General features: G+C 75.3%; 18 protein-coding genes and 1 pseudogene. 10 read left to right on the top strand and 9 right to left on the bottom strand.

The window, feature by feature from the left end:
- Positions 1-19 precede the first annotated feature (19 nt).
- The 4 genes from ACIRST_RS11815 to ACIRST_RS11800 all read right to left on the bottom strand — a co-directional run bounded on the left by ACIRST_RS11815 (position 20) and on the right by ACIRST_RS11800 (position 5,923).
- Positions 20-1,846 carry an NACHT domain-containing protein gene (locus tag ACIRST_RS11815; protein WP_402801930.1) on the bottom strand — a complete coding sequence of 609 codons (1,827 nt, stop codon included), beginning with the start codon at positions 1,844-1,846 and terminating at the stop codon, positions 20-22.
- Between the two features lie 144 nt (positions 1,847-1,990).
- Positions 1,991-2,662, bottom strand: a complete 672-nt coding sequence (locus ACIRST_RS11810) for an ABC transporter ATP-binding protein (RefSeq protein WP_402801928.1) — start codon at positions 2,660-2,662, stop codon at positions 1,991-1,993.
- On the bottom strand, positions 2,662-3,543 hold the full coding sequence (locus ACIRST_RS11805; RefSeq protein WP_402801926.1) for an ABC transporter ATP-binding protein: 882 nt from the start codon (positions 3,541-3,543) through the stop codon (positions 2,662-2,664). The genes ACIRST_RS11810 and ACIRST_RS11805 overlap by 1 nt, the downstream gene beginning before the upstream one ends.
- A gap of 373 nt (positions 3,544-3,916) precedes the next feature.
- Positions 3,917-5,923, bottom strand: a complete 2,007-nt coding sequence (locus ACIRST_RS11800) for an ABC transporter permease (protein ID WP_402801923.1) — start codon at positions 5,921-5,923, stop codon at positions 3,917-3,919.
- A gap of 945 nt (positions 5,924-6,868) precedes the next feature.
- Between ACIRST_RS11800 and ACIRST_RS11795 the strand changes: the two genes are divergently transcribed.
- The gene (locus ACIRST_RS11795) at positions 6,869-7,462 is read left to right on the top strand and encodes a hypothetical protein (protein ID WP_402801921.1); all 594 of its coding nucleotides are present in this window, start codon (positions 6,869-6,871) and stop codon (positions 7,460-7,462) included.
- Positions 7,453-8,889 carry an ABC transporter substrate-binding protein gene (locus ACIRST_RS11790; RefSeq protein WP_402801920.1) on the top strand — a complete coding sequence of 479 codons (1,437 nt, stop codon included), beginning with the start codon at positions 7,453-7,455 and terminating at the stop codon, positions 8,887-8,889. The genes ACIRST_RS11795 and ACIRST_RS11790 overlap by 10 nt, the downstream gene beginning before the upstream one ends.
- A gap of 271 nt (positions 8,890-9,160) precedes the next feature.
- Here ACIRST_RS11790 and ACIRST_RS11785 read toward each other — a convergent pair.
- The 4 genes and pseudogenes from ACIRST_RS11785 to ACIRST_RS11770 form a co-directional block, all read right to left on the bottom strand.
- Positions 9,161-10,288 (bottom strand): annotated as a pseudogene (locus ACIRST_RS11785) (PP2C family protein-serine/threonine phosphatase); the annotation flags it as partial.
- Positions 10,289-10,581: 293 nt separating this feature from the next.
- A complete protein-coding gene (locus ACIRST_RS11780; protein WP_350630433.1) occupies positions 10,582-11,004 on the bottom strand; it encodes a MarR family transcriptional regulator in 423 nt (140 codons plus the stop codon).
- A 30-nt stretch (positions 11,005-11,034) separates the two neighbouring features.
- Complete coding sequence (locus ACIRST_RS11775; protein ID WP_402801917.1) at positions 11,035-12,405, bottom strand: M48 family metalloprotease; 1,371 nt, start codon at positions 12,403-12,405, stop codon at positions 11,035-11,037.
- Positions 12,406-12,534: 129 nt separating this feature from the next.
- The gene (locus ACIRST_RS11770; RefSeq protein ID WP_402801915.1) at positions 12,535-12,987 is read right to left on the bottom strand and encodes a dsRBD fold-containing protein; all 453 of its coding nucleotides are present in this window, start codon (positions 12,985-12,987) and stop codon (positions 12,535-12,537) included.
- A gap of 242 nt (positions 12,988-13,229) precedes the next feature.
- Between ACIRST_RS11770 and ACIRST_RS11765 the strand changes: the two genes are divergently transcribed.
- The 8 genes from ACIRST_RS11765 (at position 13,230) to ACIRST_RS11730 (ending at position 21,053) form a co-directional block, all read left to right on the top strand.
- Positions 13,230-14,381, top strand: coding sequence for a CapA family protein (locus ACIRST_RS11765; protein WP_402801914.1), 1,152 nt, complete (start codon positions 13,230-13,232; stop codon positions 14,379-14,381).
- A gap of 116 nt (positions 14,382-14,497) precedes the next feature.
- Complete coding sequence (locus ACIRST_RS11760) at positions 14,498-15,121, top strand: class IV adenylate cyclase (protein ID WP_402801911.1); 624 nt, start codon at positions 14,498-14,500, stop codon at positions 15,119-15,121.
- Positions 15,122-15,302: 181 nt separating this feature from the next.
- Positions 15,303-16,085, top strand: coding sequence for a 2,3-dihydro-2,3-dihydroxybenzoate dehydrogenase (locus ACIRST_RS11755; RefSeq protein WP_350519105.1), 783 nt, complete (start codon positions 15,303-15,305; stop codon positions 16,083-16,085).
- A 244-nt stretch (positions 16,086-16,329) separates the two neighbouring features.
- Positions 16,330-17,541 carry an isochorismate synthase DhbC gene (dhbC, locus tag ACIRST_RS11750; RefSeq protein ID WP_402801908.1) on the top strand — a complete coding sequence of 404 codons (1,212 nt, stop codon included), beginning with the start codon at positions 16,330-16,332 and terminating at the stop codon, positions 17,539-17,541.
- Positions 17,538-19,199 (top strand): (2,3-dihydroxybenzoyl)adenylate synthase, encoded by a 1,662-nt coding sequence (locus ACIRST_RS11745; RefSeq protein WP_402801906.1) that lies wholly within the window; start codon positions 17,538-17,540, stop codon positions 19,197-19,199. The genes dhbC and ACIRST_RS11745 overlap by 4 nt, the downstream gene beginning before the upstream one ends.
- A 29-nt stretch (positions 19,200-19,228) precedes the next feature.
- Complete coding sequence (locus ACIRST_RS11740) at positions 19,229-19,954, top strand: isochorismatase family protein (protein WP_402801904.1); 726 nt, start codon at positions 19,229-19,231, stop codon at positions 19,952-19,954.
- A gap of 5 nt (positions 19,955-19,959) precedes the next feature.
- The gene (locus tag ACIRST_RS11735; RefSeq protein ID WP_350519279.1) at positions 19,960-20,184 is read left to right on the top strand and encodes a phosphopantetheine-binding protein; all 225 of its coding nucleotides are present in this window, start codon (positions 19,960-19,962) and stop codon (positions 20,182-20,184) included.
- On the top strand, positions 20,184-21,053 hold the full coding sequence (locus tag ACIRST_RS11730; RefSeq protein ID WP_402801902.1) for an AMP-binding protein: 870 nt from the start codon (positions 20,184-20,186) through the stop codon (positions 21,051-21,053). Before ACIRST_RS11735 ends, ACIRST_RS11730 begins: the two co-directional genes overlap by 1 nt.
- A gap of 72 nt (positions 21,054-21,125) precedes the next feature.
- On the opposite strand, the gene ACIRST_RS11725 is transcribed toward ACIRST_RS11730, so the two are convergent.
- Complete coding sequence (locus tag ACIRST_RS11725; RefSeq protein WP_402801900.1) at positions 21,126-22,391, bottom strand: amidohydrolase; 1,266 nt, start codon at positions 22,389-22,391, stop codon at positions 21,126-21,128.
- Between the last annotated feature and the right edge of the window lie 114 nt (positions 22,392-22,505).

Raw genomic sequence — 22,505 nt, 5'->3', positions numbered from 1 at the left:
CCGCCTCCCAGGACCGGCCCTACTCCTGCGCCTCACCCCGGTGTGCCAGCCGTGCGCGCAGGGCCTCGTGGCGGAACTGGTACACCGAACCGGCCTGCCGCAGCACGCCCCTGGCGCGGGCCTCGGCGAGGAACGCCGCGTAGCGCAGCGGGATCCGGCCGCGGGCGGCCAGCAGGAGCCGGGCGAGGGAGTAGGCGCCCCACTCGGTGGCGAGGAGCACCGTGAGGGCGTAGGCGAGGAAGTACACCGCGCCGACCGCCTCCGGCGGCCGGTCCCCGGGGGCGGTCACGGCGACGAGGAGCCCGACGGCGGCCCCCACCGGCAGCGCCGTCAGGACGGCCCGGCCGCGGCCGCCGGCCAGTGCCGCGGCGGGGCCGCTGTCGTGCGCGGCCGACAGGGAACGGGCTACCCGGCGGATCCAGAGGGCGGCCAGCTTCTTCAGACCGGACGCTGTCAGGTAGGCCGCCAGGAGGGCGCCGGGGAGGGCGGCCGCCATGACGAGGCCGTGGGTCCTGGCGGCCAGGGTGGCTGCCGTGCTCATCAACGCCATGGGGATCAGGAAGCGCAGTCCCTTGCGGACGTCGGGCCAGGGGTGGTTGCTGCGGGTCCCTGGGGCCCGGCCCAGGTGCTCGTAACCGCCGCTGCTCAGGCCGAACGCGGCCCCGAGCAGTACCGCCAGAAGCGCGTGGTGCAGCGGAGCCCGACCCGGGACGAAGGCGCTGAAGGGCAGCCAGAAGAAGCCCGCGACCAGCATGGAGCCGAAGAAATTGGCTCTGTTGTCGCTGGGGCGGACCAGCCGGCGGTGCAACCGCCACCAGGCGAGGTCGGGCCCGTCGGCGCGGGCCATCTCGGCGAGCACCTGTACGGCGTCCGGCATCACCGTGGGGACGAAGCGGTCGAGCAGGTGCCGGGTGAGCGCGGTGCGGTCGTCGAACCGCAGGAGGTCGGCCGGGTCGGAGCCGGCACGGTCGTGGATCTCCCGGGTGAGGGCGAGCAGGAGGGGATTGGCGAGGGTGCGGGCGAGCGGACCGGTGGGGTCGGTGGTGATCCCGTCGATCAGCGGCTGCCAGCGCGGCAGGTGTTGCGGCCCGGCGTGGTCACGCAGGGTCTCCGCGACGCCCGCCGGTGTGATCGGCCGGGCCCGGACGGCGGCGGAGGAGTTGAGGACCCGAGCCTCCTTGGCGGCCTGCCGGTACTCGTCGGTGCGGCTGGTGAGGACCACGGGGTCGCCGGCGGCGAGGGTCCGGTTCAGCAGCCGGAGCGCCGGTGCCTGCTGGGCGGGCGGGAGTTCGTCGAAGCCGTCCAGGACGGGCAGCACGCGGCCCTCGGCGAGCAGCCGGGGCACCGGCAGGGACGGGTAGTCCGTGCGCAGCCGCTCGGCGAGCCAGTCGCGCAGACCCTGCCGGGCGGGGTTCCAGGAGGCGAGCGGCACGAGGACCGGGACGGGGTCGTCGGGGCCGAGCCGGTCGATCAGGGCGAGCAGCAGCAGGACCGCGAGCGAGGTCTTGCCGGAGCCGGCGTCCCCGAGGACCACCAGGCGCCGCTCCGGCAGCGCCAGGAAGGCCTCCGCGAACGCGGCGAGGTCGGCGGACGACCCCTCGGGCAGGGCTCCGGCGAGTTCCGTACGGTCGGCGAGGTGCCGGTCCGCCCGCCACGGCACCGGCAGCGGCACGGGGCCGAACAGCCCCCGGGCCGCCGCCTCGTCGCGCCACTGGCGGGCGACGGCGAGGGCCAGTCGGCGGGCGTCGGGGTCGGTGGTCGTGGGCTGCGGCCCGCCGTAGAGGTTGATCACCTCGGCCTGGTGGACGGTGCGCGCCTGTCCGCCGGAGAACCGGTTGGACGTCACGCTCTGCTTCGCCCTGCCCCGGGCATCGTTGTGAACCTCGTCCCGCACGGTTCCTCAGCGTACCGGCGGGGGAAGGAAGTTGGACCGCCTGTGCGAAGTGGGACGGCCTCCCTCCCGGCTGGGGGTGGGCCCGGCCGGTGCCGGTCATCGGGTGACTACGAACCGCCCCGGGAACGGCTCCCCGGGCTCACCCGAGAAGACCACCTCGCCCCGGTGCAGCACGTGCACCACGGCCGCCCCGGCGAGCGTGCGCGGCAGCGACTGCGAGGCCAGCACCACCGTGCGGCCGGCGGCGGCGTCCGCCAGCAGACGGGCGTGCAGCCGGGCGGCGACGGCGGGGGCGAGGCCCCGCTCGGGCTCGTCGAGCAGGAGGAACGTCGGCCGGGCCGCCAACGCCCGCCCGACGGCGACCAGTTGCTGCTGGCCGCCGGAGAGACTGCCGGCCCGGCGGTCCAGCAGCGCGGTCAACTCGGGGAAGAGTTCCAGCACTTCGGCCGGGCCCGGGCCGCCCAGGGTCAGGTTCTCGGCGACGGTCAGCGACCCGAACACCCCGCGCTCGGCCGGGACGAGAGCCAGCCCCCGCCGTACCCGCTGGTACACCGACAGCCCGCCGATGTCCCGTCCCCGCCACAGCGCCCGCCCGCCCGACAACGGTACGACCCCGGCCAGGGCGTGCAGCGCACTCGTCCGTCCGGCGCCGTTGCGGCCGAGCAGAACGGTGAGGGCGGCGGAGGGGAAGGCGAGGTCGACCCCGTGCAGTGCCTCCAGCGGGCCGTACCGGACCCGGGCGGCGCGGAGCGCGGCTTCGACGGGCATCAGGTCACCGCCCCCCAGACCCGGGTGACCCGGGGATCGGCCAGGACGGTCGCGGTCGGGCCGCCCGCCACCATCCGGCCCTCGGCCATGGCGTAGACGGAGTCCGCGAGTTCGGCGACCAGCTCGACGTCGTGCTCGACCAGCAGCAGCGCCATGCCGCGCCCGGCCAGGCTCCGCAGCACGGACACCAGACGGGTCGTCTGCGCGGCGTCGAGTCCGGCGGCCGGCTCGTCCAGCAGCAGCACCCGGGGCTCGCCCGCCAGCGCCCGCGCCAGCTCCACCAGCCGCAGCACGCCGGTGGGCTGCGCCCCGGCGGGCTCGGCGGCGACGTCCTGCAGCCCGAACAGCCGCAGCGCCCCGGCCGTCCGCTCGGCCACGGCCCGGGCCTCGACCCGCCCGCTCCGCCGGGGCCGTCCGGGCCGGTGGGGTCGCTGCTCGGTCCGTATTCCTGTTCGCTGCTCCGGTTGATTTTCCGCTCGTTGCTCCGCCCGTCGTTCCGTCCGCTGTTCGGCGCCGACCCGGACGTTGTCGGCCACCGAGAGGGTGGGGAAGACGGCGATCTGTTGGAAGGTCCTCGCCAACCCGAGCCGCACCCGCCGGTGGGCGGGCAACCCGGTGACGTCCCGCCCGCCCAGCAGCACCCGCCCGGCGTCCGGACGCGCGGTGCCGGCGAGGCAGTCGAACAGGGTGCTCTTGCCCGCCCCGTTCGGCCCCACCAACGCCGTGATCCGCCCCGGCAACGCCACCAGGTCCACCCCGGCCACCGCCTCGATCCCCCCGTACCGCCGCACGATGCCCCGGGCGGTGAGCCGGGCAGCGGGGTGGGTGGCGGGGTGGTTTGCGGCATGGGAGGCGGGGTGGCGGCCATGAGAGTCGCTCATGGCTGTCCGTTCCGTGCGCCGAGGAGTGCCGCTCGGTCAAGGGACGGGCGATGGCATGAGAGTCGCTCATGGCTTGTCGCGCGGGTGGTGGGATGAGTGTTGCTCATGGCTGCTCCTCTGCATGGTCGGCGAGGTGGCATGAGTGTTGTTCATGGCCTGCGGCCGGAGGGGGTTGGTAGGCCGACATGAGACTTACTCATGGCTGCTCCTCCGCATGGTCGGCGAGATGGCATGAGAGTCGCTCATGACCTGTCGCCCGGAGCAGCTCGGTGGGTCGACATGCGTGTTGCTCATGGCTCCTCGCCCCGTTGGTGGGATGAGACTTGCTCATGGCTGCGGCTCCGCATGGCCGGTGAGGTGGCATGAGAGTCGCTCATGATGCCTGCTCCTCGCCGGCCTGCCTCGCCGCGATGGCCGCTCGTACCCGGCGTCCCGTCGGGGTGAGGCGGGTCGGCGGGAGGGGCGGGGGCGGGCGGCCGTCGCGGCGGGGGTGCAGGGGGAGGGAGGCGAGACCGCCGGGGAGGCGGCCGATGACGGCGGCGAGGGCACCGACGGCGACGGCGGAGACGCCGGCGACGGTCCCGGCGTCGAGGCCGATGAGGAGGGCGGCCGCCAGCACGGCGGCGAGGGCGCTGTCGGCGCCGGCGACGACGACGGCCGCGAACCAGAGGAGCCCGCGCACCGGGTCGAAGTCGCCGGGGTCGAAGGCGCGTCCGGCGAGGCCGATCAGGCCGCCGCCGAGGGCGGCGAGCGCCGCGCCCGCGACGAAGGCGAAGAGCTTGAGGCCGGGGACGTCCACACCCGCCGCGACCGCGCCCGGTTCGTGGTCCCGCATGGCGGTCAGGGCCCGGCCGAGGCGGCCCCGGTGCAGAGCGCGTACGGCGAGCAGGCCGAGGCCGAGGAGCAGGAGTTCGGCGAGGTAGAAGACACGGTCGCCGGCCAGGAAGGACGGGCGGTCGAGGACCAGCCCGGTGGTGGCGTACGGCTGCTGGAAGACGAAGCGGCTCATCGCCATCCCCACCGCGAAGGTGACCAGGGCCAGGGCGAGCCCGCGTCGCCGGATCGCGGGCCAACCGGTGAGCAAGCCCAGTGGCGCGGTGGCGAGGACCGCGATCAGCAGCGCGGGTACGGAGGGTATGGCCGGGATGCCGGGGATGCGGCCGGACATCAACAGCGCCGTGCCGAGCGCGCCGAGGCCCGCGTAGCCGGCCTGGCCGAGCGAGATCTGCCCGCCGTAGCCGGTGACCACGACGATGGACAGCAGCACGAGCGCGAGCGCGGGGACGAGCAGGGCGCTGCGCAGGTCGTTGCCGCGGAAGCCGAGCGGCAGCAGGAGCAGCACCAGGCAGACGGCCCCCGCGAGCCGTCCGCCCCCGCTTCCGGCACGGCGCAGGTCCAGCGGCGCCGTGCCGGCCCGGTTCCCGCCGGTGCGTGGCCCGCCGGTTCCCGGTCCGCCGATGCGCGGCCCGGCGAGCAGGGCGGTGGCGAGCAGCGCGATCACGAACAGGTTGGACTGCACCGCCTGCACCAGCGGCAGCAGTTGCCCGGACGGGTGCAGCCGGGTGAGTTCCGACTGGGCGACGCCGAGGGCCAGTCCGGTGGCGACGGCGACCGGGATGCTCTGCAGCCGGGCGGCGACCGCGACCGCCATGGTCTCCATCACCAGCAGCGGCAGCCCGTACGGATCGAGCAGCAGGTACGGCGCGAGGGCGATGCCGACGAGCCCGGCGGTGAAGGTGCCGAAGGCCCAGCCGGTGGCGGAGAGCCGGTCGGCGTCGACCCCGGCGAGGGTGGCGAGGTGGCGGTCGTCGACGACGGCGCGCAGCTGGAGGCCGAAGCGGGTCCACCGGGTGACGGCGGAGACGGTGAGGCCGAGCACGAGGATGGCGGCGAGCTGGGCGACGGTGTCGGGCCGGAGGCTGTGCCCGCCGGGCAGGTGGATCGGGGTGCCGCCGAGCGGGGAGGGCGCGCCGGCCAGTGGTGCCGGGCCCCACAGCAGCACGGCCACGCCGATGAGCAGCACGAAGACGCCGAGCCCGGCGACCACGGTTTCGGCCGGTCCGGCGCCGCGCCGCTGCAGCGGGCGGTAGACGAGGACGTCGAGCAGCACTCCCAGCGCCGGGGCGACGACCAGCAGGCAGCAGGCGACGGCGGGCCACACCGGCCAGTGCCGCACCACCACGAGGTCGCGCAGCAGGTAGGCGATGGCCATGGCCTGGGCGCCCTGGGCGATGTTGAGCACGCCGGTGGCGCGGTGGCAGACGACCAGACCGATGCCGCTGAGCGCGGCGGCGCTGCCGACGGTGAGCCCGGCGAGGGCGAGGTCGACGGTGAGGTCGAACGATTCGGGGGCGGTGGTGAGCAGCGCGGTGGCGGTCATGGGCGGTCAGCCGGTCGGCGGGGCGGATTCGCCCGGACGGGTGGTGGGACCCCGGCCTGAGCCGGGGCCAGGGCCAGGGCCAGGACTTGGGCCTGGGCCTGGGTCTGGGCCGGGACCGCGGCCGGGGTCGGGACCGCGCTCGGGATCGCGACCGGGGCCCGGGTCGGGGCCGATCGCGGGCGGTGAGCAGAGCGGGCAGGGCGTCAGCCCCCGGTCCCGAACGGCGCCCCGGCCCACCGGTTCGGCCCGTGCCTTGCCGGTGACCAGCGGGCAGTCCGGGCGGTGGTAGCGGTTCCCCTCGGGAACGGCCAGCCACCCCCCGGCGCCCCCTCCCGCCCGATCCGCCGCAGCGGGTCCGGCACGCGGTCCGGAACGCGGTCCGGAACGCGGTCCGGAACCCGGTCCGGCACGGGAACCGGCGTCGGGCTCGGCGACCGCCCCGGCGTCGGGCGGTGCCGTGCCGGACGGTTCGACGAGCAGCTCGTACAGCCGCTCCACCCGTCGGTCGGTCAGGTCCTCGCGCTCCGGCGGGGGCGGCGGTCGGAGCGCGACCAGGAGGGTCCCGGCCACGATCAGGGCCGCGCCCGGGACGGTGGAGGAGGCCAGGTAGGGGACCTGCTGTTCGACGAAGCGCTCTCCGGAGACCCCGTACCAGCCGAGCACGCACAGCACGGCGCCGGCCGCGACGAGCAGCCAGCCGACCCATTCGCGCGCACCCCGGGGGGCACCACGACCCGGGGCGCGGCCGCCCGCCGGGCTGCCCCGGAGCACGCCGCCCCGGACGGGGGAACCCTTTGGGGCGTTACGGGTGATTTCTCCGTCAGATTGCGATTCGTCCATGGATCCGCCTTCATGGTGTCACTTGAGACGTTTCCAGGATCGGCCTGGAACAGCATCCGGGACACCGAGACACCGGCCCGGGCGGCGCAGTCGAGAGGGAACACCATGCACGTGACGCGAAGCGGCACCCCCACGGGCGGCGGCCGGGCCCTGCGGACGGCGAGCGTGCTGCTCGCGCTGGTGCTGGCGGGTACGGCGGCCGGGTGCAGCAGCAGCGGCAAGTCCAGCTCCTCGGCGACCTCCCCGGCAGCCTCCCCGGCGAGTCCGACCGCGAGCCCGAGCCCGACCGCGACCGGCACCGCGAGCCCGGGGGCCACCGGCTCCGCCCCGGCCGACCAGGCCGCCGCCAAGACCGCGATCACCACCAACTGGGAGAAGTTCTTCGACCCCGCCACCCCGATCGCCGACAAGGCCGCGCTGCTCCAGGGCGGCGACGCGCTGCTCCCGGTGCTGCAGGGCTTCTCGCAGGATCCGCGGGTGGGCCAGGTGCAGGCGAAGGTCACCGACGTCTCGTTCGTCGACGCCTCCACCGCGACCGTCACCTACTCGCTGTCCCTCCAGGGCACGGTGGTCGAGCCGAGCGCGTCCGGTCAGGCCGTCCTGGAGAACGGCACCTGGAAGGTGTCGCGCTCGACCCTGTGCGGCCTGCTGACCCAGGCCGGCGGTGCCAGTGGCACGCCGGTCCCCGGATGCAGCTGACGCCCCGCTCGTGCTGCCGGGCCGCCGACGCGTTCGCGCGCCGGCGGCCCGGCCGCGTCGTGGCGGCGGTGCTCGCCCTCCTCCTGCTCGCGCTGCCGGCCGGCTGCGGCACCCGGCTGCCCGCCGACGCCTTCACCGCCCGCGCGACCCCCACCTCCGGGGCGAGCGGGGGCACCGGCGGCGGGGTGAGCGGGGGCACCGGCAGCACCAATGCCACCTCCGACACCGGGGTCACCGCCGGCGAGATCGTGATCGGCATCGTCACCTCCCTCACCAGCCCGGTCGGCAGCGAGGTGTTCAGCGGTCCCCGGTACGGCGCCCTGGCCTTCTTCCGGTCCCTGAACGACCGCGGCGGCCTGCACGGGCGCACCGTCCGGGTGGTGACCTGCGACGACGGCGGAAGCGGCGTCGGCAACCAGGACTGCGTTCACCGGCTGATCGACCAGGACCACGTCTTCGCCTTCGTCAGCGGGAGCGTCCTCGACTACGCGGGCGCACCGTACGTGAGCGGCAAGGCGGTGCCGGACATCGGCGGACAGCCGATCGGCACGGCGTACGACCGCTGGCCGCACCTCTACGAGATCTACGGCAACGCCGCGCCGCGCGACGGCCGCTCGGTCGGCTGGAACGGCACGCTCTACCAGAGCACCGAGGTGTTCCGTTTCTTCAAGCAGCGCCTGGGTGCGAGCAGTGCCGCCGTGGTCGCGTACAACCAGGCCGACTCGGCCCGCTACGCCGGACAGCTGAAGGCGGGGCTGGAGGCGGAGGGCTACCGGGTGCTGCTGCAGACGGTGGACTTCGCGCTGCCGAACTTCCAGGCGGTGGCGGCGGCGGTGCGCGCCGACGGCTCGCAGCTGCTGTTCGACGCCATGGACACCCGGGGCAACGCGGCGCTGTGCAGGGCGCTGGACGAGTCCGGGGTGACGGTCGAGGCGAAGGTCACCAACGTGCAGAACTGGTCGGAGTCGGTGCGCAGCGACTACCAGGCCTCGCCGAACTGCCGCAACGTGCTCTGGGCGACCTCGTCGAGCCTGAACTACGAGGACCAGCAGTACCCGGCGGTGCACGACTTCCGGACGGCGATGGCCCGCTACTACCCGGACCGCGCCGGTCAGCTGTCCGCCTGGGAGCTGGAGGGCTGGGCGGGCGCGCAGTGGCTGACCGACGCACTGGACTCCTGCGGCGCCGCGCCGACCCGCTCCTGCGTCGAGGCGTTCATGAACCGTGCCGAGCCGTACGACGCGCACGGCCTGATCCTGCCGGCCTCCTTCGTCCCGCAGCCGCCGCCGTCCGGCCCGACCCGGGCCTGCCTGAACGCCGCCCGCTGGCAGGACTCGGCGCAGGGCGGGCTGGGCGGCTGGGTCACCCAGGTGCCGTCGATGACGACGAACTGCTACGACGTGCCGCAGCTGCCGTACAAGCCGTAGCGCTGCCGGCGGCGGACCCCGGCCCGGCGGAGCGTGGCTCGGTGGGCCCCGGCCCGGCCGCCCCCGAGTCCGTTGCCCCCGAGTCCGTTGCCCCCGAGTCGGTGGGCCCCGAGCCGGTGGCCGCCGGGCCGAGCCCTGCGGTCGACCCGAGCCCTGCGGCGGCCCCCGCCCCGGCCGCACTCCCGAGCCCGACCGGAGTGCCGAGGCCGGCCGGGGCGCCGAGGCGGGCGGTGGAGCGGCTGCCGTGCTGCGGTCCGTCGTCGTCCGGGAGCCGCTCGACCACGACCATGGCCGCGTCGTCGTCCAGCCGGCCGCCGACGTGGGCGAGCAGGTCGCGGCGGAGGCGGTGGAGGAGGACGGTGGGGCGGTCGGCGCGCCAGGCGGTGACCCGCTCGGTGAGCGGGTAGAAGCGCCGCTGGGCGTCGCGGGCCTCGATCACGCCGTCGGTGTAGATCAGCAGCCGGTCGCCCGGGCGGAACGGGAAGGTCTCCACCTCGTACCGCACCGGGGCGAGGTCGCCGAGACCCAGGGGCGGCGAGGGCTGGCGGGCGGCGAGAGTGGTGATGCCCTCGGGGCGCAGCAGCAGCGGGGGCGGGTGGCCGCAGTCGATCAGGCGGACCGGTGAGCCGTCGTCGGGGATGTCGAGCAGGACGGCGGTGATGAAGGACTCGCCGGCCTCGCCCGACTCGTGGGGCTCCTCGTCGGCGCCGTGGGACGACGCCCGGGGCAGGGCGCGCCGATCCTGCTGCGTCCGGCGGGCCTGCCGGGACTGCTCGGCGAGCTGGGCGAGGTCCCAGCTGACGCTGCCGTCCAGGTAGGCCGCCAGGTCGGGCAGCTCGGCGTGCAGGTGGGCGGCGGCGCGGAAGGCGCCGAGCAGCAGGGCCGCGTCGCCGAGCGAGGACAGGCCCTTGCCGCGGACGTCCCCGACCAGCAGCCGGGTGCCGGTGGCGGTTCGGGCGGCCGCGTAAAGGTCGCCGCCGACCTGTGCCTCGGCCTCGGCGGCCAGGTAGACGGAGGCCAGGTGCAGCGGGCCGATCCGGTCCGGCAGTGGGCGCAGCAGCACCCGCTGGGCGGCCTCGGAGACGGACCGGACCCGGGCCAGCTCCCGCTCGTGCCGCTCGCGCAGCACCCGCAGGCCGATGATCAGTGCGGAGACGACGGCCTGCGCACTGAGCTGGGTCTCGATGTTGGCGCTGGTCAGGCTGTCCCGTACGGAGCCGATGACGGTCAGTGCGGCGAACGCGATCAGGGCGACTGCGGCGGTGGCCCGGGGACCGGCGAAGGAGGCGGTCAGGGCGGGGGCGACGATCAGCAGCGGGCCGAGGTGGATGTCCGGCGGGGCGAGGATGTCGACGACGGTGATCAGCGCGATCAGCGCGAGCGTCAGCGCCGTCAGCACCCGGGGGTCGGGTCGCCAGGTGCGGCGGCGGTCGGGGGGATGCGGCGCGTGCGGCGGGAACGGCGCATCGGGACGCTGCCGGAGGGGCACCTCTCCTCTGTACACCGTGGGGGCGGCGGGGCGCACCCCGAGACGGCCGTCGGTCCGCCACCGTCGACCGCCGGGAGCGCTCCGTCGTCGTCCGCCCCCGGCGCGCAGCCGGTCGGCGTCCGTCGGGCTCCGTCCCCGGGCCGCGTCGGTCGGCCGTGTCCGTCGGGCCGCGTCCGGCGGCTTCGTCCGTCGGCTGTGTTCCGTCAGCCCTCTTCGCCGTAGCGGGCCAGGTAGGCGGCGAACCGGGCGATGTCCTCGTCGGACCAGTCGGTGAAGCGGGTGGTGAAGGCCAGCCGGCGCTGCTCGTTGGCGTCCCGCAGCAGGGTCAGCCCGGCCTCGGTGGCGCGCAGGATCTGGCCGCGCTGGTCGTCCGGATCGGCCTCGCGGGCCAGCAGGCCGAGCTTCTCCAGAGCGGTGACCTGACGGCTGACGGTGGACTTGTCGAGCATGAAGTGCGCGGCCACGTCGGCGGCCCGGCAGCCGCCGCGCTCGGTGATCAGGTCGAGGATGCTGTAGGTGACCAGGGAGAGGTCGGGGTGCAGCTGGGAGGCCTTGTGCCGGGCGCGGCGGGCGAACGCGGTCAGCTCGCGCTGGATGGTGTCGATGGACGACTCGCGGCCGGGCACGGCGTTCCTACCTCCTCGATATTTGTTGCACTATACAACGGATTCGCCCGGTGTGCCGCGACGCTCCGACGCCGGCCGTCCTCGCGCGGCCTGCCAGGCGCGGGCGGCGGCGATCCTTCGGGTCGCACTCGGGTGAGTGGCGAACAGTAGCCCAAGCAGCCTGGGCGGGTCGACATCGGAGACGTTCGCCAGTGCCAGTCTGCGCTGCATCGCCACGAACTGCTCGGCATCGCCGGTCAGTTCGAGCGCGTGCCGGTCGGCCCGGGCCTCGATCCGGCGGCTCACCGCGCACTGCACCGGACCCGACAGCGCACCCAGCAGCGCCGCGAGCGCCGCCAGCAGCGGCAGCGCCCGGGGGTCCGCCGCATCGGTCGCGCCGGCCGCGTCCAGCAGCGGTTGCCAGTCGGCCGACAGGCCGATGACGGCCACCGCGACGGCCGCCCCGACCGCGCCCAGCGCCGTGCCGAGCGGCACGTCCCGGTGCTTGACGTGGCCCAGCTCGTGCGCGACCACCAGCTCCACCTCGCTCGGCTCCGCGGTGCTCAGCAGCGTGTCGTACGCGACGATCCGGCGGGTGGCGCCGAACCCGGAGACGTACGCGTTGAGCGCGCTGGTCCGGCGGGAGGCGTCTGCCACCAGGACGTCCCGCACCCGGACGCCGTCCCGCTCGGCCAGCGCCAGCAGCGCGGTGCGCAGCTCGCCCGGCGGCATCGGGGCGAAGCGGTTGAACACCGGCTCGATCAGCAGCGGGTGGAGGAAGGAGAGGGCGACGGTCAGCAGCGCCGCCGCGCCCGCCGCCGGCAGCCACCAGTGCTGCGGCGACCGGGCGGTCAGCGCGAACAGCCCGAGGGCGAGCGGAAGGAAGAGGACGAGGGCGAGGAGCAGGCCGCGCAGGGCGTCCAGTGCCCAGCCGGCCCAGCCCTGGGTCACCAGCCCGTACCGGGCCCGGACCGACCGCACCCGGGCGTCGAAGGGCAGCTGCAGCAGTCGGCCGAGGAGCACCAGGGCCGCCGCGCCGGCCAGGACGGTGGCCGTGCGGGAACCGCCGAACCAGCCGCCCACGGCGGTGACCAGCGCGGCGCCGGCCGGGGTGAGGCCGAGCAGTAGGGTCAGCGTCAGGCCCGCCAGCAGGCCGCCCAGCGCCCACGGCAGCTGGGCGCGGCGCAGCGCGCGGCCCCGGGCGCGCTCGGCAGGGGTGAAGTCGGGGGAGGAGCCGGGTGTGACGTCGGGTGTGTCGGGGGTGACGTCGGAGGCGGAGCCGGGCATGCGGTCGGCGGAGTCGGGCGTGGAGTCGGGGGACGGGGCCGGGCCGCCCGGAGCGGAGGCGGACGCGGAGGCAGGGCCGGGGGCCGGGTCCGCGTCGGGGCCCGGGGTGGGCCGGCGGTCGGGGGAGGTGTCCATGGGCGGGGTACGGCTCTTCCGGTCGTCCGGTGTTCCGGTCGGGTGTCGCGGTTCAGCATGGCGTACCCGGACGGGCGGTGCGCACTCCTGCGCCGGGCACGGTCGTGGCGCGGTCCAGCCGGGTGCCGGTCACTCCTCCGCGGGGCCGGTGGCGCCGTGGACGCCCGCGCGCAGCAACTGGTGGCCGAGGTCCACCAGGGCGCGGCCGACCGCGAACTCGTCGCCGACCTGCGGAGCCGGGGTGTCGCGCGGGTTGCGGCGCGAACGGGCGTCGCTGTGCAGGACGTTGCCGTCGGCGTCCAGGACGGCGTGCACCCGGGTGGTGTCCCGGTCCTCGACCACGTGCAGGCTCAGCTGCCAGTCCTTGGTGCGGACGGCCCGCCCACCGCCCCCACCACCGCTCGCCGCCGACTCCGCCGCCACTGCTGTCGTCGCTGCCGCCGCTGCCTCTGCCGCTGCCGCGGCCCCCGACGGCCCGGTGGCCGTGGCCCCGCCCGTGTCGCCGGGCGTGGCCCGGCTCGTGCCGCCGGACGTGGCGCCGCCCGTGTCGCCGTGCGCCGCGCCGCTCACGTTGCTGCCCATCACGTCACACCTCCGGACCTCCCGCGCGGGACCGGTTCCCCGTACCACCACGCTGCGCGCCCTCCCCGCCGCCGCACCAGGGACACGGTGGCCGGGACGGGTGGGGTGATTGGGACGGGCGGGCCAGGGGTGGGTCCGTCGGCGCCCTTTTGTGGCCGGAATGTTGCGGCTGCGGGCTCAAGTGGTGGTGATTCCGTGGCGTAGGCTGACCGCTCTTGCACCGTCCTCGGGGGGAACCACTCATGCGCCGTGCCGCGGCCGCCGTCGCGCTGCTCGTCGGACTCACCGCCGTCACCGCCTGTGGTCCGGACGACCCCGACCCCGCCCCGGCGGGCGCCGCCCCGGCTCCCACGGCCGCGTCCCCGACCACGGGTGCCCCGACCACCGTCGCGGCCCCGAGCAAGAGCGCCGCGCCCCGGCCGGACGGCACCATCACCGTCGCCTTCGCCGGGGACGTCCACTTCGAGGGGCGCACCGAGGCCCGGCTGGCCGTCCAGCCGCCCGAGCCGGCGCTCGGCCCGATCTCCCGCAACCTCGCCGACGCCGACCTCTCCGTCCTCAACCTGGAGACCGCGATCACCGGGCGCGGCGCCCCGGAGCCCAAGCTCTACACCTTCCGCACCGAGCCCAAGGCGCTGTCGGTGCTCAAGGACTCGGGCGTCGACGTCGTGTCGATGGCCAACAACCACGCCGTGGACTTCGGCGCGGACGGCCTCGCCGACACCCTCGCCGCCAAGGACTCCTCGCCGATCCCGGTCGTCGGCGTCGGCCGCAACGCCAAGGAGGCGTACGCCCCGTACGTCACCACCGTGCGCGGGGTGAAGGTCGCCGTGGTCGCCGCCAGCCAGGTCGAGGACCTCACCAACCAGAAGTGGCGGGCCGGCGCGAACAAGCCGGGCATAGCCTCCGCCCTGGACGTCCCGGCGCTGGTCAAGGCGGTGGAGGGGGCGAAGCAGCAGGCCCCGGTCGTCCTCGTCTACCTGCACTGGGGCGAGGAGGGCAAGGCCTGCCCGACCGCCGCGCAGACCACCATCGCCAAGAAGCTCGCCACCGCCGGCGCTACCGCGGTGGTCGGCACCCACGCGCACACCATGGTCGGCTCGGGCATGCTCGGCAACACCTACGTCGGGTACGGCTTCGGCAACTTCCTCTGGTACGGCACCTCCGACTACCCGAACTCCAACGAGACCGGCGTCACCACCCTCACGCTCACCGCCGACGGCAAGGTGACCGGCGAGGCCTTCGCCCCGGCCGCCATCGACGACAAGGGCATCCCCGAGCCGGTCACCGGCGCCGCCGCAGCGGCCGCCCTCAAGCGCCGCGACGGCCTGCGCGGCTGCGCGGGACTCTCCCCCGCACCGAAGGCGCCGACGGAGCCCTCGGCCTCGCCGTGAGGTCAGGACGCACCGTGATCGCGGCGGGACGGTGATCGGGGCTGCACGATGATCGGGGCTGCACGATGATCGGGGCGGAGCGATGATCGGGGCGGAGCGGTGATCGGGGCGGAGCGGTGATCGAGGCGGAGCTGAAGGCGCTGGTGCGCCACCCCGGTGTGCTGCTGCGCCACTTGGAGGGCCTGCACGGACCCGGTCGGGCCGAGGTGTACCGGGACACCTACTACGACCTCCCCGACGGCAGCCTCCTCGCCGCCGACCGCGAGCTGCGCATCCGTGAGATCGAGTCCTCGGACGGTGGTCGACGTGCGCTGCTCACCCACAAGGGTGCGCGGGTCGACGACGCGTCCGGCTCGAAGCCGGAGCACGAGACCGCGGTGGCGGAGGCCGGGGCGGCGCACGCGATCCTCCGCGGCCTCGGGTACCTCCCGCGGCTCGCCTTCGAGAAGCACTGCCGGAACTACACGCTGGAGCGCGACGGCCGCCGGTTCCTGGCGACGCTGGTCCGGGTGCCGCAGCTGGCTGGGGTGTTCCTGGAGGTCGAGACGGCCGCCGCCCGGGTGGACGAACTGGCCCCGGCGCTGGCCGCCGTGCGGGCAGTCCTGGGCGAACTCGGCGTGGGCGACGCGGATGTGACCGGCGAGCTGTACACGGACGCGGTCCTGCGCGCCGGCGGCGCGGGTGGTGCCGGTGGTGCCGGTGGTACCGATGGCGAGGGTGGTGCGGGCGACCGCCGGTAGCCGCGGCGGTCCGCGCGGTGGTTCGGGGGGTGGCACGAGGACTCTGCGAGACGAACCGTCTCGTTTTCACCTGCCCCTCGGGCGTCGGCATTCGAATTGACGGTCGCACAGGCTCTCGGCGTAGGCGAACAACTGTGTTAGGTTAGGCTTGCCTAATCTTGCTGGTCGGAGGGGATGTCCTGTGCAGCAGCAGTCCGAATTCACCGGTACCGTCGCGATGGTCACCGGAGCCGGGCAGGGCATCGGCGCGGCCGTGGTGCGGGCGCTGGTGGCCGAAGGAGCCGTCGTTGCGGCGGTGGACCGCCGTGCCGGTCCGCTCGATGCGCTGGCGGCGGAGCTCCCGGCCGTCAGACCGTACGTGCTGGACGTGTCCGATGCCCAAGCCGTCGACGACGCCGTCGAACTGATCGAACGTCAACTCGGCCCGATCGCCACGCTCGTGAACGTCGCGGGCATCCTGCGTACTGCGCCGGTCGTCGAACTCACCGACGCCGACTGGGCGGACACCTTCGCCGTCAACACCACCGGCGTCTTCCACACCGGTCGCGCCGTCGCTCGGCGGATGGCCGGCCGGGGGCGCGGAGCCGTCGTGACCGTCGGCTCCAACGCCGCCGGCGTGCCGCGGGCCGGGATGGCCGCCTACGCGGCGTCCAAGGCCGCGGCCACCATGTTCACCCGCTGCCTGGGGCTGGAGCTCGCCCGCTCCGGGGTGCGGTGCAACGTCGTGTCACCCGGGTCGACCGACACCGAGATGCAGCGCGCGCTGTGGGGCGAGGACGCCGCGGCGGCCGAACAGCGGGTGATCGAGGGCGACCTGGCCGCCTGGCGGGTCGGCATCCCGCTCGGCCGGATCGCCGCACCCGCCGACGTCGCGGAGGCCGTGGTGTTCCTGGCCTCCGACCGGGCGCGGCACATCACCATGCACGACCTGTACGTCGACGGCGGCGCGACCCTGCGCGCCTGAGCCGCCTCGGCCCCGTCGAACCGCTGCCTCCGCGCGGTTCCGCCCGCGCCCCAAGCCCTGTCGGCCCCGAGTCCTGTCGGCCCCGAGTTCGGTCGGCGCCCGCGGTTTCGCCGGCGCCCCCGAGACCCGCGGCCCCCGAAGACATGCCGGTCCCCGAAAGACGTGCCGGCCCCCGGGATCCGCCGACTCCCCGTAGAGCTGCGATCACCCCCCCGCAGACCCGTCCCAGACTGGAGATTCCACCGTGACCACGGTGCACCACGCCCCGGCGGCCCCCCTCGCCGGCGGCCCCGACCACGCCGTCATCGGCGCGGCCAGCGGACTGCTCGGCCAGTACCGGGCCGCCTCCGACGACGCGTTCTTCGCCTCGCCGACCCGCACCCTGCTGACCTCCGGCGTGCGGGCCCAGGTGCCGCAGGACGGGCGGCCGCTGCCCCTGCGGGTCGCCGAGACGCTGGCCGAGGCCGGCCGCACGGGGGGCGAACGGCCGTTGGTGGTCGGCGCCGTGGCGTTCGACCGGGACAGCAGGGTCGAACTCGCCGTGCCCGAGCGGGTCCGGACCGCCGGTGCGCTGGGTGAGGACCCGCTGATCGCGCTGCCCGCGCCGCCGGCCGAGCGGGTCGACTGGCGGATCCGCCCGGTGCCCGAGCCGGAGGCGTACGGCGCCGGCGTCGCGGCGGCCGTCGAGCGGTTGCGCGGCGGCGAGTTGAGCAAGGTGGTGCTCGCCCGGACGCTGGAGCTCAGCGCCGCCGAGCCGCTCGACCTGCCGGCCATCCTGCAGCGGCTGGCTCGGCGCGACCCGGGCGGCTACACCTTCGCCGTCCCGGCCGGCGGCGGCCGGACCCTGATCGGTGCCAGCCCCGAACTCCTGCTCTCCCGGCGGGGAACGGCCGTGCTGGCCAACCCGCTGGCCGGCTCGGTGCCGCGCAGCGAGGACCTCGGCGAGGACGTGAGGCGCGCCGCCGCCCTGCTGGAGTCCCCGAAGGACCTGCACGAGCACGCCGTGGTGGTGGACGCCATCCGCGAGGCGCTGGCGCCGTACTGCCGCACCCTGGAGGTGCCCGAACGGCCGACCCTGGTGCGGACGGCCGCGATGTGGCACCTGGCCACCACGATCCGCGGCGAACTGGCCGACCCAGCGGTCTCGGCCCTGGAACTCGCCTGCGCGCTGCACCCGACCCCGGCCGTCTGCGGCACGCCGACCGACGTCGCGCGCCGCGTGATCGGCGAGGTCGAGCCCTTCGACCGCGGGCTGTACACCGGCATGGTCGGCTGGGAGGACGCGACGGGCGACGGCGAGTGGGTGGTCACCATCCGGTGCGCGGAGGCGGACGAACGGACACTGCGGGTGTACGCCGGTGCGGGGGTGGTCGACCGCTCGCTCCCGGAGGCCGAACTCGCCGAGACCAGCGCCAAGTTCCGGACCTTCCTGGACGCCGCGGGGGTGTCCCGGTGACGCCGGCGGACGGGTTCACCCCGTACCCCGCCGAGTTCGCCGAGCGCTACCGGGCCGCCGGGTACTGGCGCGGCGAGACCTTCGGTCGGATGCTGCGCGAGCGCGCCGCCGCACACGGCGGGCGGATCGCCGTCGTCGACCCGGGCGGCCACTGCGCGGCCGGGGAGGAGCGCCGCTGGACGTACGCCGAACTCGACCGCCGGGCCGACCGGATGGCCGCCGGGCTGCTCGCCCGGGGCATCCGGGCCGGGGACCGCGTGGTGGTCCAACTGCCCAACGCCGCCGAGTTCTTCGAGGTCGTCTTCGCGCTGTTCCGGATCGGTGCGCTGCCGGTCTTCGCGCTGCCCGCGCACCGGTACACCGAGATCGGGTACTTCTGCTCCTTCACCGGGGCGGCGGCGTACGTCGTGGCCGCCGTCGACGGCGGCTTCGACTACCGCGAACTCGCCTCCCGGGTACGGGCGGAGAACCCCGCGCTACGGCTGGTGCTGGTGGCCGGGGAGGACGCGGGCGAGCACGTCCGGCTGGCCGACGTGCCCTGCGACGGTCCCGGCCCCTCGGACGAGCCCCGGCCGGGGGACGTCGCCTTCCTGCAGCTCTCCGGCGGCAGCACCGGCGTGCCGAAGCTGATCCCGCGCACCCACGACGACTACATCTACTCGCTGCGCGGATCGGTCGAGCTGTGCGCGCTGGACGCGGACAGCGTGTACCTGTGCGTCCTGCCCGCCGCCCACAACTTCCCGCTCAGCTCGCCGGGTTCGCTCGGAGCGCTGTACGCGGGCGGCCGGGTGGTGCTCTGCCCGCAGCCCGCTCCGGAGACGGCCTTCCCGCTGATCGAACGCGAGGGCGCGACCGTCACCGGCCTGGTGCCGCCGCTCGCCCTGCTCTGGCTGGACGCCGCCGAGCGCGGCGCCCGGGGGTACGAGAGCCTGGAGGTCCTGCTGGTCGGCGGCGCCAAGTTCAGCACGGAGGCCGCCCGCAGGGTGCGGCCGGTGCTGGGCTGCACGCTCCAGCAGGTGTTCGGGATGGCCGAGGGGCTGGTCAACTACACCCGGCTGGACGACCCGGAGGAGCTGATCACCACCACCCAGGGCCGTCCGATCTCCCCGGACGACGAGGTCCGCATCGTCGACGACCAGGACCGCGACCTGCCCGACGGTGCCACCGGTCACCTGCTCACCCGCGGCCCGTACACCATCCGCGGCTACTGGAACGCGCCCGAGCACAACGCCGCCTCCTTCACGGCGGACGGCTTCTACCGCACCGGCGACCTGGTCCGGCGGACCCCGACCGGCCACCTGGTGGTCGAGGGACGGGCCAAGGACCAGATCAACCGGGGCGGCGAGAAGGTCGCCGCCGAGGAGATCGAGAACCACCTGCTCGCGCACCCCGCCGTGCACGACGCCGCGGTGGTCTCGATGCCCGACCCCTACCTGGGCGAGCGCACCTGCGCGTACGTGGTGCTCCGCGCCGAGCACCTCGAACAGCCCCCGAAGGGCGTCGAGTTGAAGAGGTTCGTGCGACAGCGCGGACTGGCCGACTACAAGGTGCCGGACCGGGTCGAGTTCGTCGAGGCCTTCCCGGCCACCGGCATCGGGAAGGTCAGCAAGAAGGACCTGCGCGCCGCCATCGCGGCCTCCCTGACCGCCGCCCGTTGATTCCCCCCGACTGCTAAGGAACGACCATCGTGGGCCTGCCCCGCATTCCCTCCTATCCCATGCCCGCCGCCGAGGAGCTGCCCGCCAACCGGGTCGCCTGGACGGTGGACCCGGCACGCGCCGTCCTGCTGGTCCACGACCTGCAGAACCACTTCCTCGACGCCTTCGACACCGCGGCCGCTCCCGTTCCCGAACTCCTGCACGGTGTCGCGGACTTGGCCAAGGCTGCCGGCGCCGCCGGCGTGCCGGTCGTCTACTCGGCCCAGCCGGGCGGACAGAGCCCGGCCGAGCGCGGCCTGCAGCAGGACTTCTGGGGGCCGGGCATCCCGGACGACCCGCGGGCCACCGCGATCGCCGACGCCGTCGCGCCGGCGCCGGGCGACACCGTGCTGACCAAGTGGAAGTACAGCGCCTTCGTGCGCACCGAGTTGGAGCGGCTGCTGCACGAGCAGGGCCGGGACCAGTTGGTGATCACCGGGGTGTACGCGCACATCGGCGTGCAGGCCACCGCCTGCGACGCCTGGATGCGGGACGTGCAGGCCTTCGTGGTGGCCGACGCGGTCGCCGACTTCGGCCCGGCGGAGCACCGCGCCGCGCTGGCCTGGGTGGCCGGGCGCTGCGGGGTGGTGACCACGACGGCGGCCGTGCTCGCGATGCTCGACGGCGGCACGGACGGGCCGGTCCCGGTGGGCGGGACGCTCGTGGTGGACAGGACGGACGCTGTGGACGGGACGGACGAGGTGGAGGGGAAGTGACGGGCATGGGCTTCACGGTGGAGCGGATCCGGGCCGAGGTCGCCGACGTGCTCGGCGAGGACCCGGCGGACATCCCGCTGGACGAGGACCTGGTGGACTGGGGGCTGGACTCCATCCGGCTGATGACGCTCGCCGAGCGCTGGCGGGCGGAGGGCGCCGAGGTGGCGTTCGTCCGGCTCGCGGAGCGTCCGGCGGTCGAGGCCTGGGTCGAGCTGCTGGGCGCGGTCTGATGGAGGCGGTCGTGCGGGAGGCGGCCCGGGGGGCCGTGCGCGAGAGCGTCCGGGGGCCGGTTCAGGAGCCGGCGGGAACGGTCGTCCGGGAGCCGGAGCGGGAGACCGTCCGGGGGCCGGTGCGGGAGGAGGCGCCGACCCTGGTGCCGTCCCTGCCCCGCCGTACGGTGACCTATCCGGCGACCACCCTGGTCGGGCCGGTGGAGGCGCAGGCGGCCCGGACGCCACACGCGCCGGCGCTGGTGCTCGCGGGCGGACTGACCGTCACGTACGGGGAGTTGAACGCCTCCGCCAACCGGCTGGCGCGCGCCCTGGCCGCCCGTGGGGCCCGCCCCGGCACGGTGGTCGGCTTGGCGCCGTTCCGCCGCCCGGCCGAGCTGCTGACGGCGCTGCTGGCGGTGGTGAAGTCGGGCGCGGCGTACCTGCCGCTGGACCCGGCGGACGCGCCCGGGCGACGGGAGCGGCTGCTCGCGGAGAACGCGCCGGTGTGCGTGCTGGGGGAGGGGGTGCCGGGGGCGCTCGCCGGGCTGGAGGTGGACGGCGCGCCGGCCGTCGACCCGCCGCGGGCGCTCACCCCGCAGCACCTGCTGTGCGTCGGGTACGGCCCGGGCGGGCGCCCGACGGCCGTCCGGCTCACCCATGCCGAGGCGGACCGCCGGGTGCGCGAGCTGCAGGCGGAGCACCCGCTGGGCCCGGGCGACCGGGTGCTGCAGCTGGGGCTGCCGCTCTGGGAGTTCCTCTGGCCGCTGCGGACGGGAGCGGCCGTGGTGCTCGCCGACCCGCAGCGGGACGGGGACGTCGGGGCGGTGGTCCGGGAGCTGGGTGTGACGGCGGTGCGGGTGGCACCGGCCGCCCTGCTGGGCGCGTGACGGCGGACGGGTTTCAGATGACAACTTTCAGCGAACAGATGATGAAATCTGTTCGCTGAAAGTTGTCGACCGTCACGTGTGCGCCCTCGCCACAGTCGAGGCCACAGCCGAGCTCGCAGCCGAGGCCGCGGCCGGGGTCGGAGCCGAGGCGACCAGGTCCGCCGCCGTCCACGCCATGGCGACCGCGCCGTCCAGCACCGCACGCTCCGCCTCCGCGCCCAGCGCCGCCTCGGCGAACGCCGCCTCGTGCGGGGCGCAGGCACCGCCCGTGATGTCCAGGACCGGATGGATCGAGGGCACCACGTGCGACACGTTCCCCATGTCCGTACAGGCGAACGGCCCGCTCTCGACCGGCTCAGGCCGGCCGAGGGCCGCCGCGTTGGCCCGCCACAGGGTCAGCAGTCCAGGGTCGGACCGCATGTCCAGGTAGTCCGGCTCGGGGCGGGACAGCTCCACCTCGCACCCGGTGGCCAGCGCCCCGGCGCGGAAGCAGTCCTCGACCCGGGAGCGCAGCTCCGCGAGGTCCTCGGCCGCCGAGGCCCGGATCTCGTACTCGGCGCTCGCGCTGTCCGGGATCAGGTTCGGCGCCGTGCCGGCCGCCGTGGTGATGCCGTGCACCCGCCAGTGCGGCGGGAGTTGCTGACGCAGCAGCCCGATCGCGACCTGGGCGACGGTGAGCGCGTCGGCGGCGTTGCGGCCGTCGTGCGGGTTGAGGCTGGGGTGGGCCGCGCGCCCGGTGTAGCGGACGGACAGGGTGCCGAGCGCGAAGGAACGGAAGTCGGCGACCTCGACCGGGCAGGGGTGCACCATCATCGCCGCGTCCGCTCCGGCGAAGGCGCCGGCCTCCAGCAGCAGCGCCTTGCCGGCCCCGCGCTCCTCGGCGGGCGCGCCGATCACCCGTACGGTGAGCCCGAGCCGGTCGGCGTACGGGGCGAGCCCGATGGCCGCGCCCAGGCCCGCGGCGGCGATCAGGTTGTGGCCGCAGGCGTGCCCGAGGCCGGGCAGCGCGTCGTACTCGCAGACCAGGGCGACGGTGACCGGCCCGCTGCCGAGGGTCGCGCTGAACGCGGTGGCCAGGCCGTGCGCGGGCGCGGTGACGGTGAAGCCGTGGCCGCGCAGCAGTTCGGCGCACCAGGCGGCGGCGCGGTGCTCCTCGAAGGCGGTCTCGGGGTGGGAGTGGATGCGTCGGCTGAGGGCGAGCAGCTCCTCCCGGTGTGCGTGCACGCGCTCGCGGACGGCCTGCTTGGTCGCGTCGAGGGTCGGCGTGGTCGCGCTTCCGGGCGGGGGTGTCGCTCCGGGCGTGGTCGCGCTTCCGGGCGGGGGTGTGGACAGGGGCATGGGTGGCGCCTCCGGGGTGTCAGGGCCCGGCTGGTCCCGGGCCGTTGACCAGATCATATGAAGTTAGATTAGGCTAACCTAAGTAAGGCGTTCCGGATCCCGAGGAGCTTTCCG

It is taken from the genome of Kitasatospora sp. NPDC101447 (assembly GCF_044767225.1).
In the GTDB taxonomy this organism is placed as follows: Bacteria; Actinomycetota; Actinomycetes; order Streptomycetales; family Streptomycetaceae; genus Kitasatospora.
This window is presented reverse-complemented; position numbering and strand designations above follow the sequence as displayed.

Bases quoted from the DNA above. Each gene is read 5' to 3' on its own strand.
- ACIRST_RS11770 (WP_402801915.1), bottom strand. From the start codon at position 12,987: ATGGGCAGCAACGTGAGCGGCGCGGCGCACGGCGACACGGGCGGCGCC.
- ACIRST_RS11800 (WP_402801923.1), bottom strand. From the start codon at position 5,923: ATGACCGCCACCGCGCTGCTCACCACCGCCCCCGAATCGTTCGACCTC.
- ACIRST_RS11735 (WP_350519279.1), top strand. From the start codon at position 19,960: ATGGGCTTCACGGTGGAGCGGATCCGGGCCGAGGTCGCCGACGTGCTC.
- ACIRST_RS11795 (WP_402801921.1), top strand. From the start codon at position 6,869: ATGCACGTGACGCGAAGCGGCACCCCCACGGGCGGCGGCCGGGCCCTG.
- ACIRST_RS11765 (WP_402801914.1), top strand. From the start codon at position 13,230: ATGCGCCGTGCCGCGGCCGCCGTCGCGCTGCTCGTCGGACTCACCGCC.
- ACIRST_RS11805 (WP_402801926.1), bottom strand. From the start codon at position 3,543: ATGAGCGACTCTCATGGCCGCCACCCCGCCTCCCATGCCGCAAACCAC.
- ACIRST_RS11790 (WP_402801920.1), top strand. From the start codon at position 7,453: ATGCAGCTGACGCCCCGCTCGTGCTGCCGGGCCGCCGACGCGTTCGCG.
- ACIRST_RS11725 (WP_402801900.1), bottom strand. From the start codon at position 22,391: ATGCCCCTGTCCACACCCCCGCCCGGAAGCGCGACCACGCCCGGAGCG.
- ACIRST_RS11810 (WP_402801928.1), bottom strand. From the start codon at position 2,662: ATGCCCGTCGAAGCCGCGCTCCGCGCCGCCCGGGTCCGGTACGGCCCG.
- ACIRST_RS11775 (WP_402801917.1), bottom strand. From the start codon at position 12,405: ATGGACACCTCCCCCGACCGCCGGCCCACCCCGGGCCCCGACGCGGAC.
- ACIRST_RS11730 (WP_402801902.1), top strand. From the start codon at position 20,184: ATGGAGGCGGTCGTGCGGGAGGCGGCCCGGGGGGCCGTGCGCGAGAGC.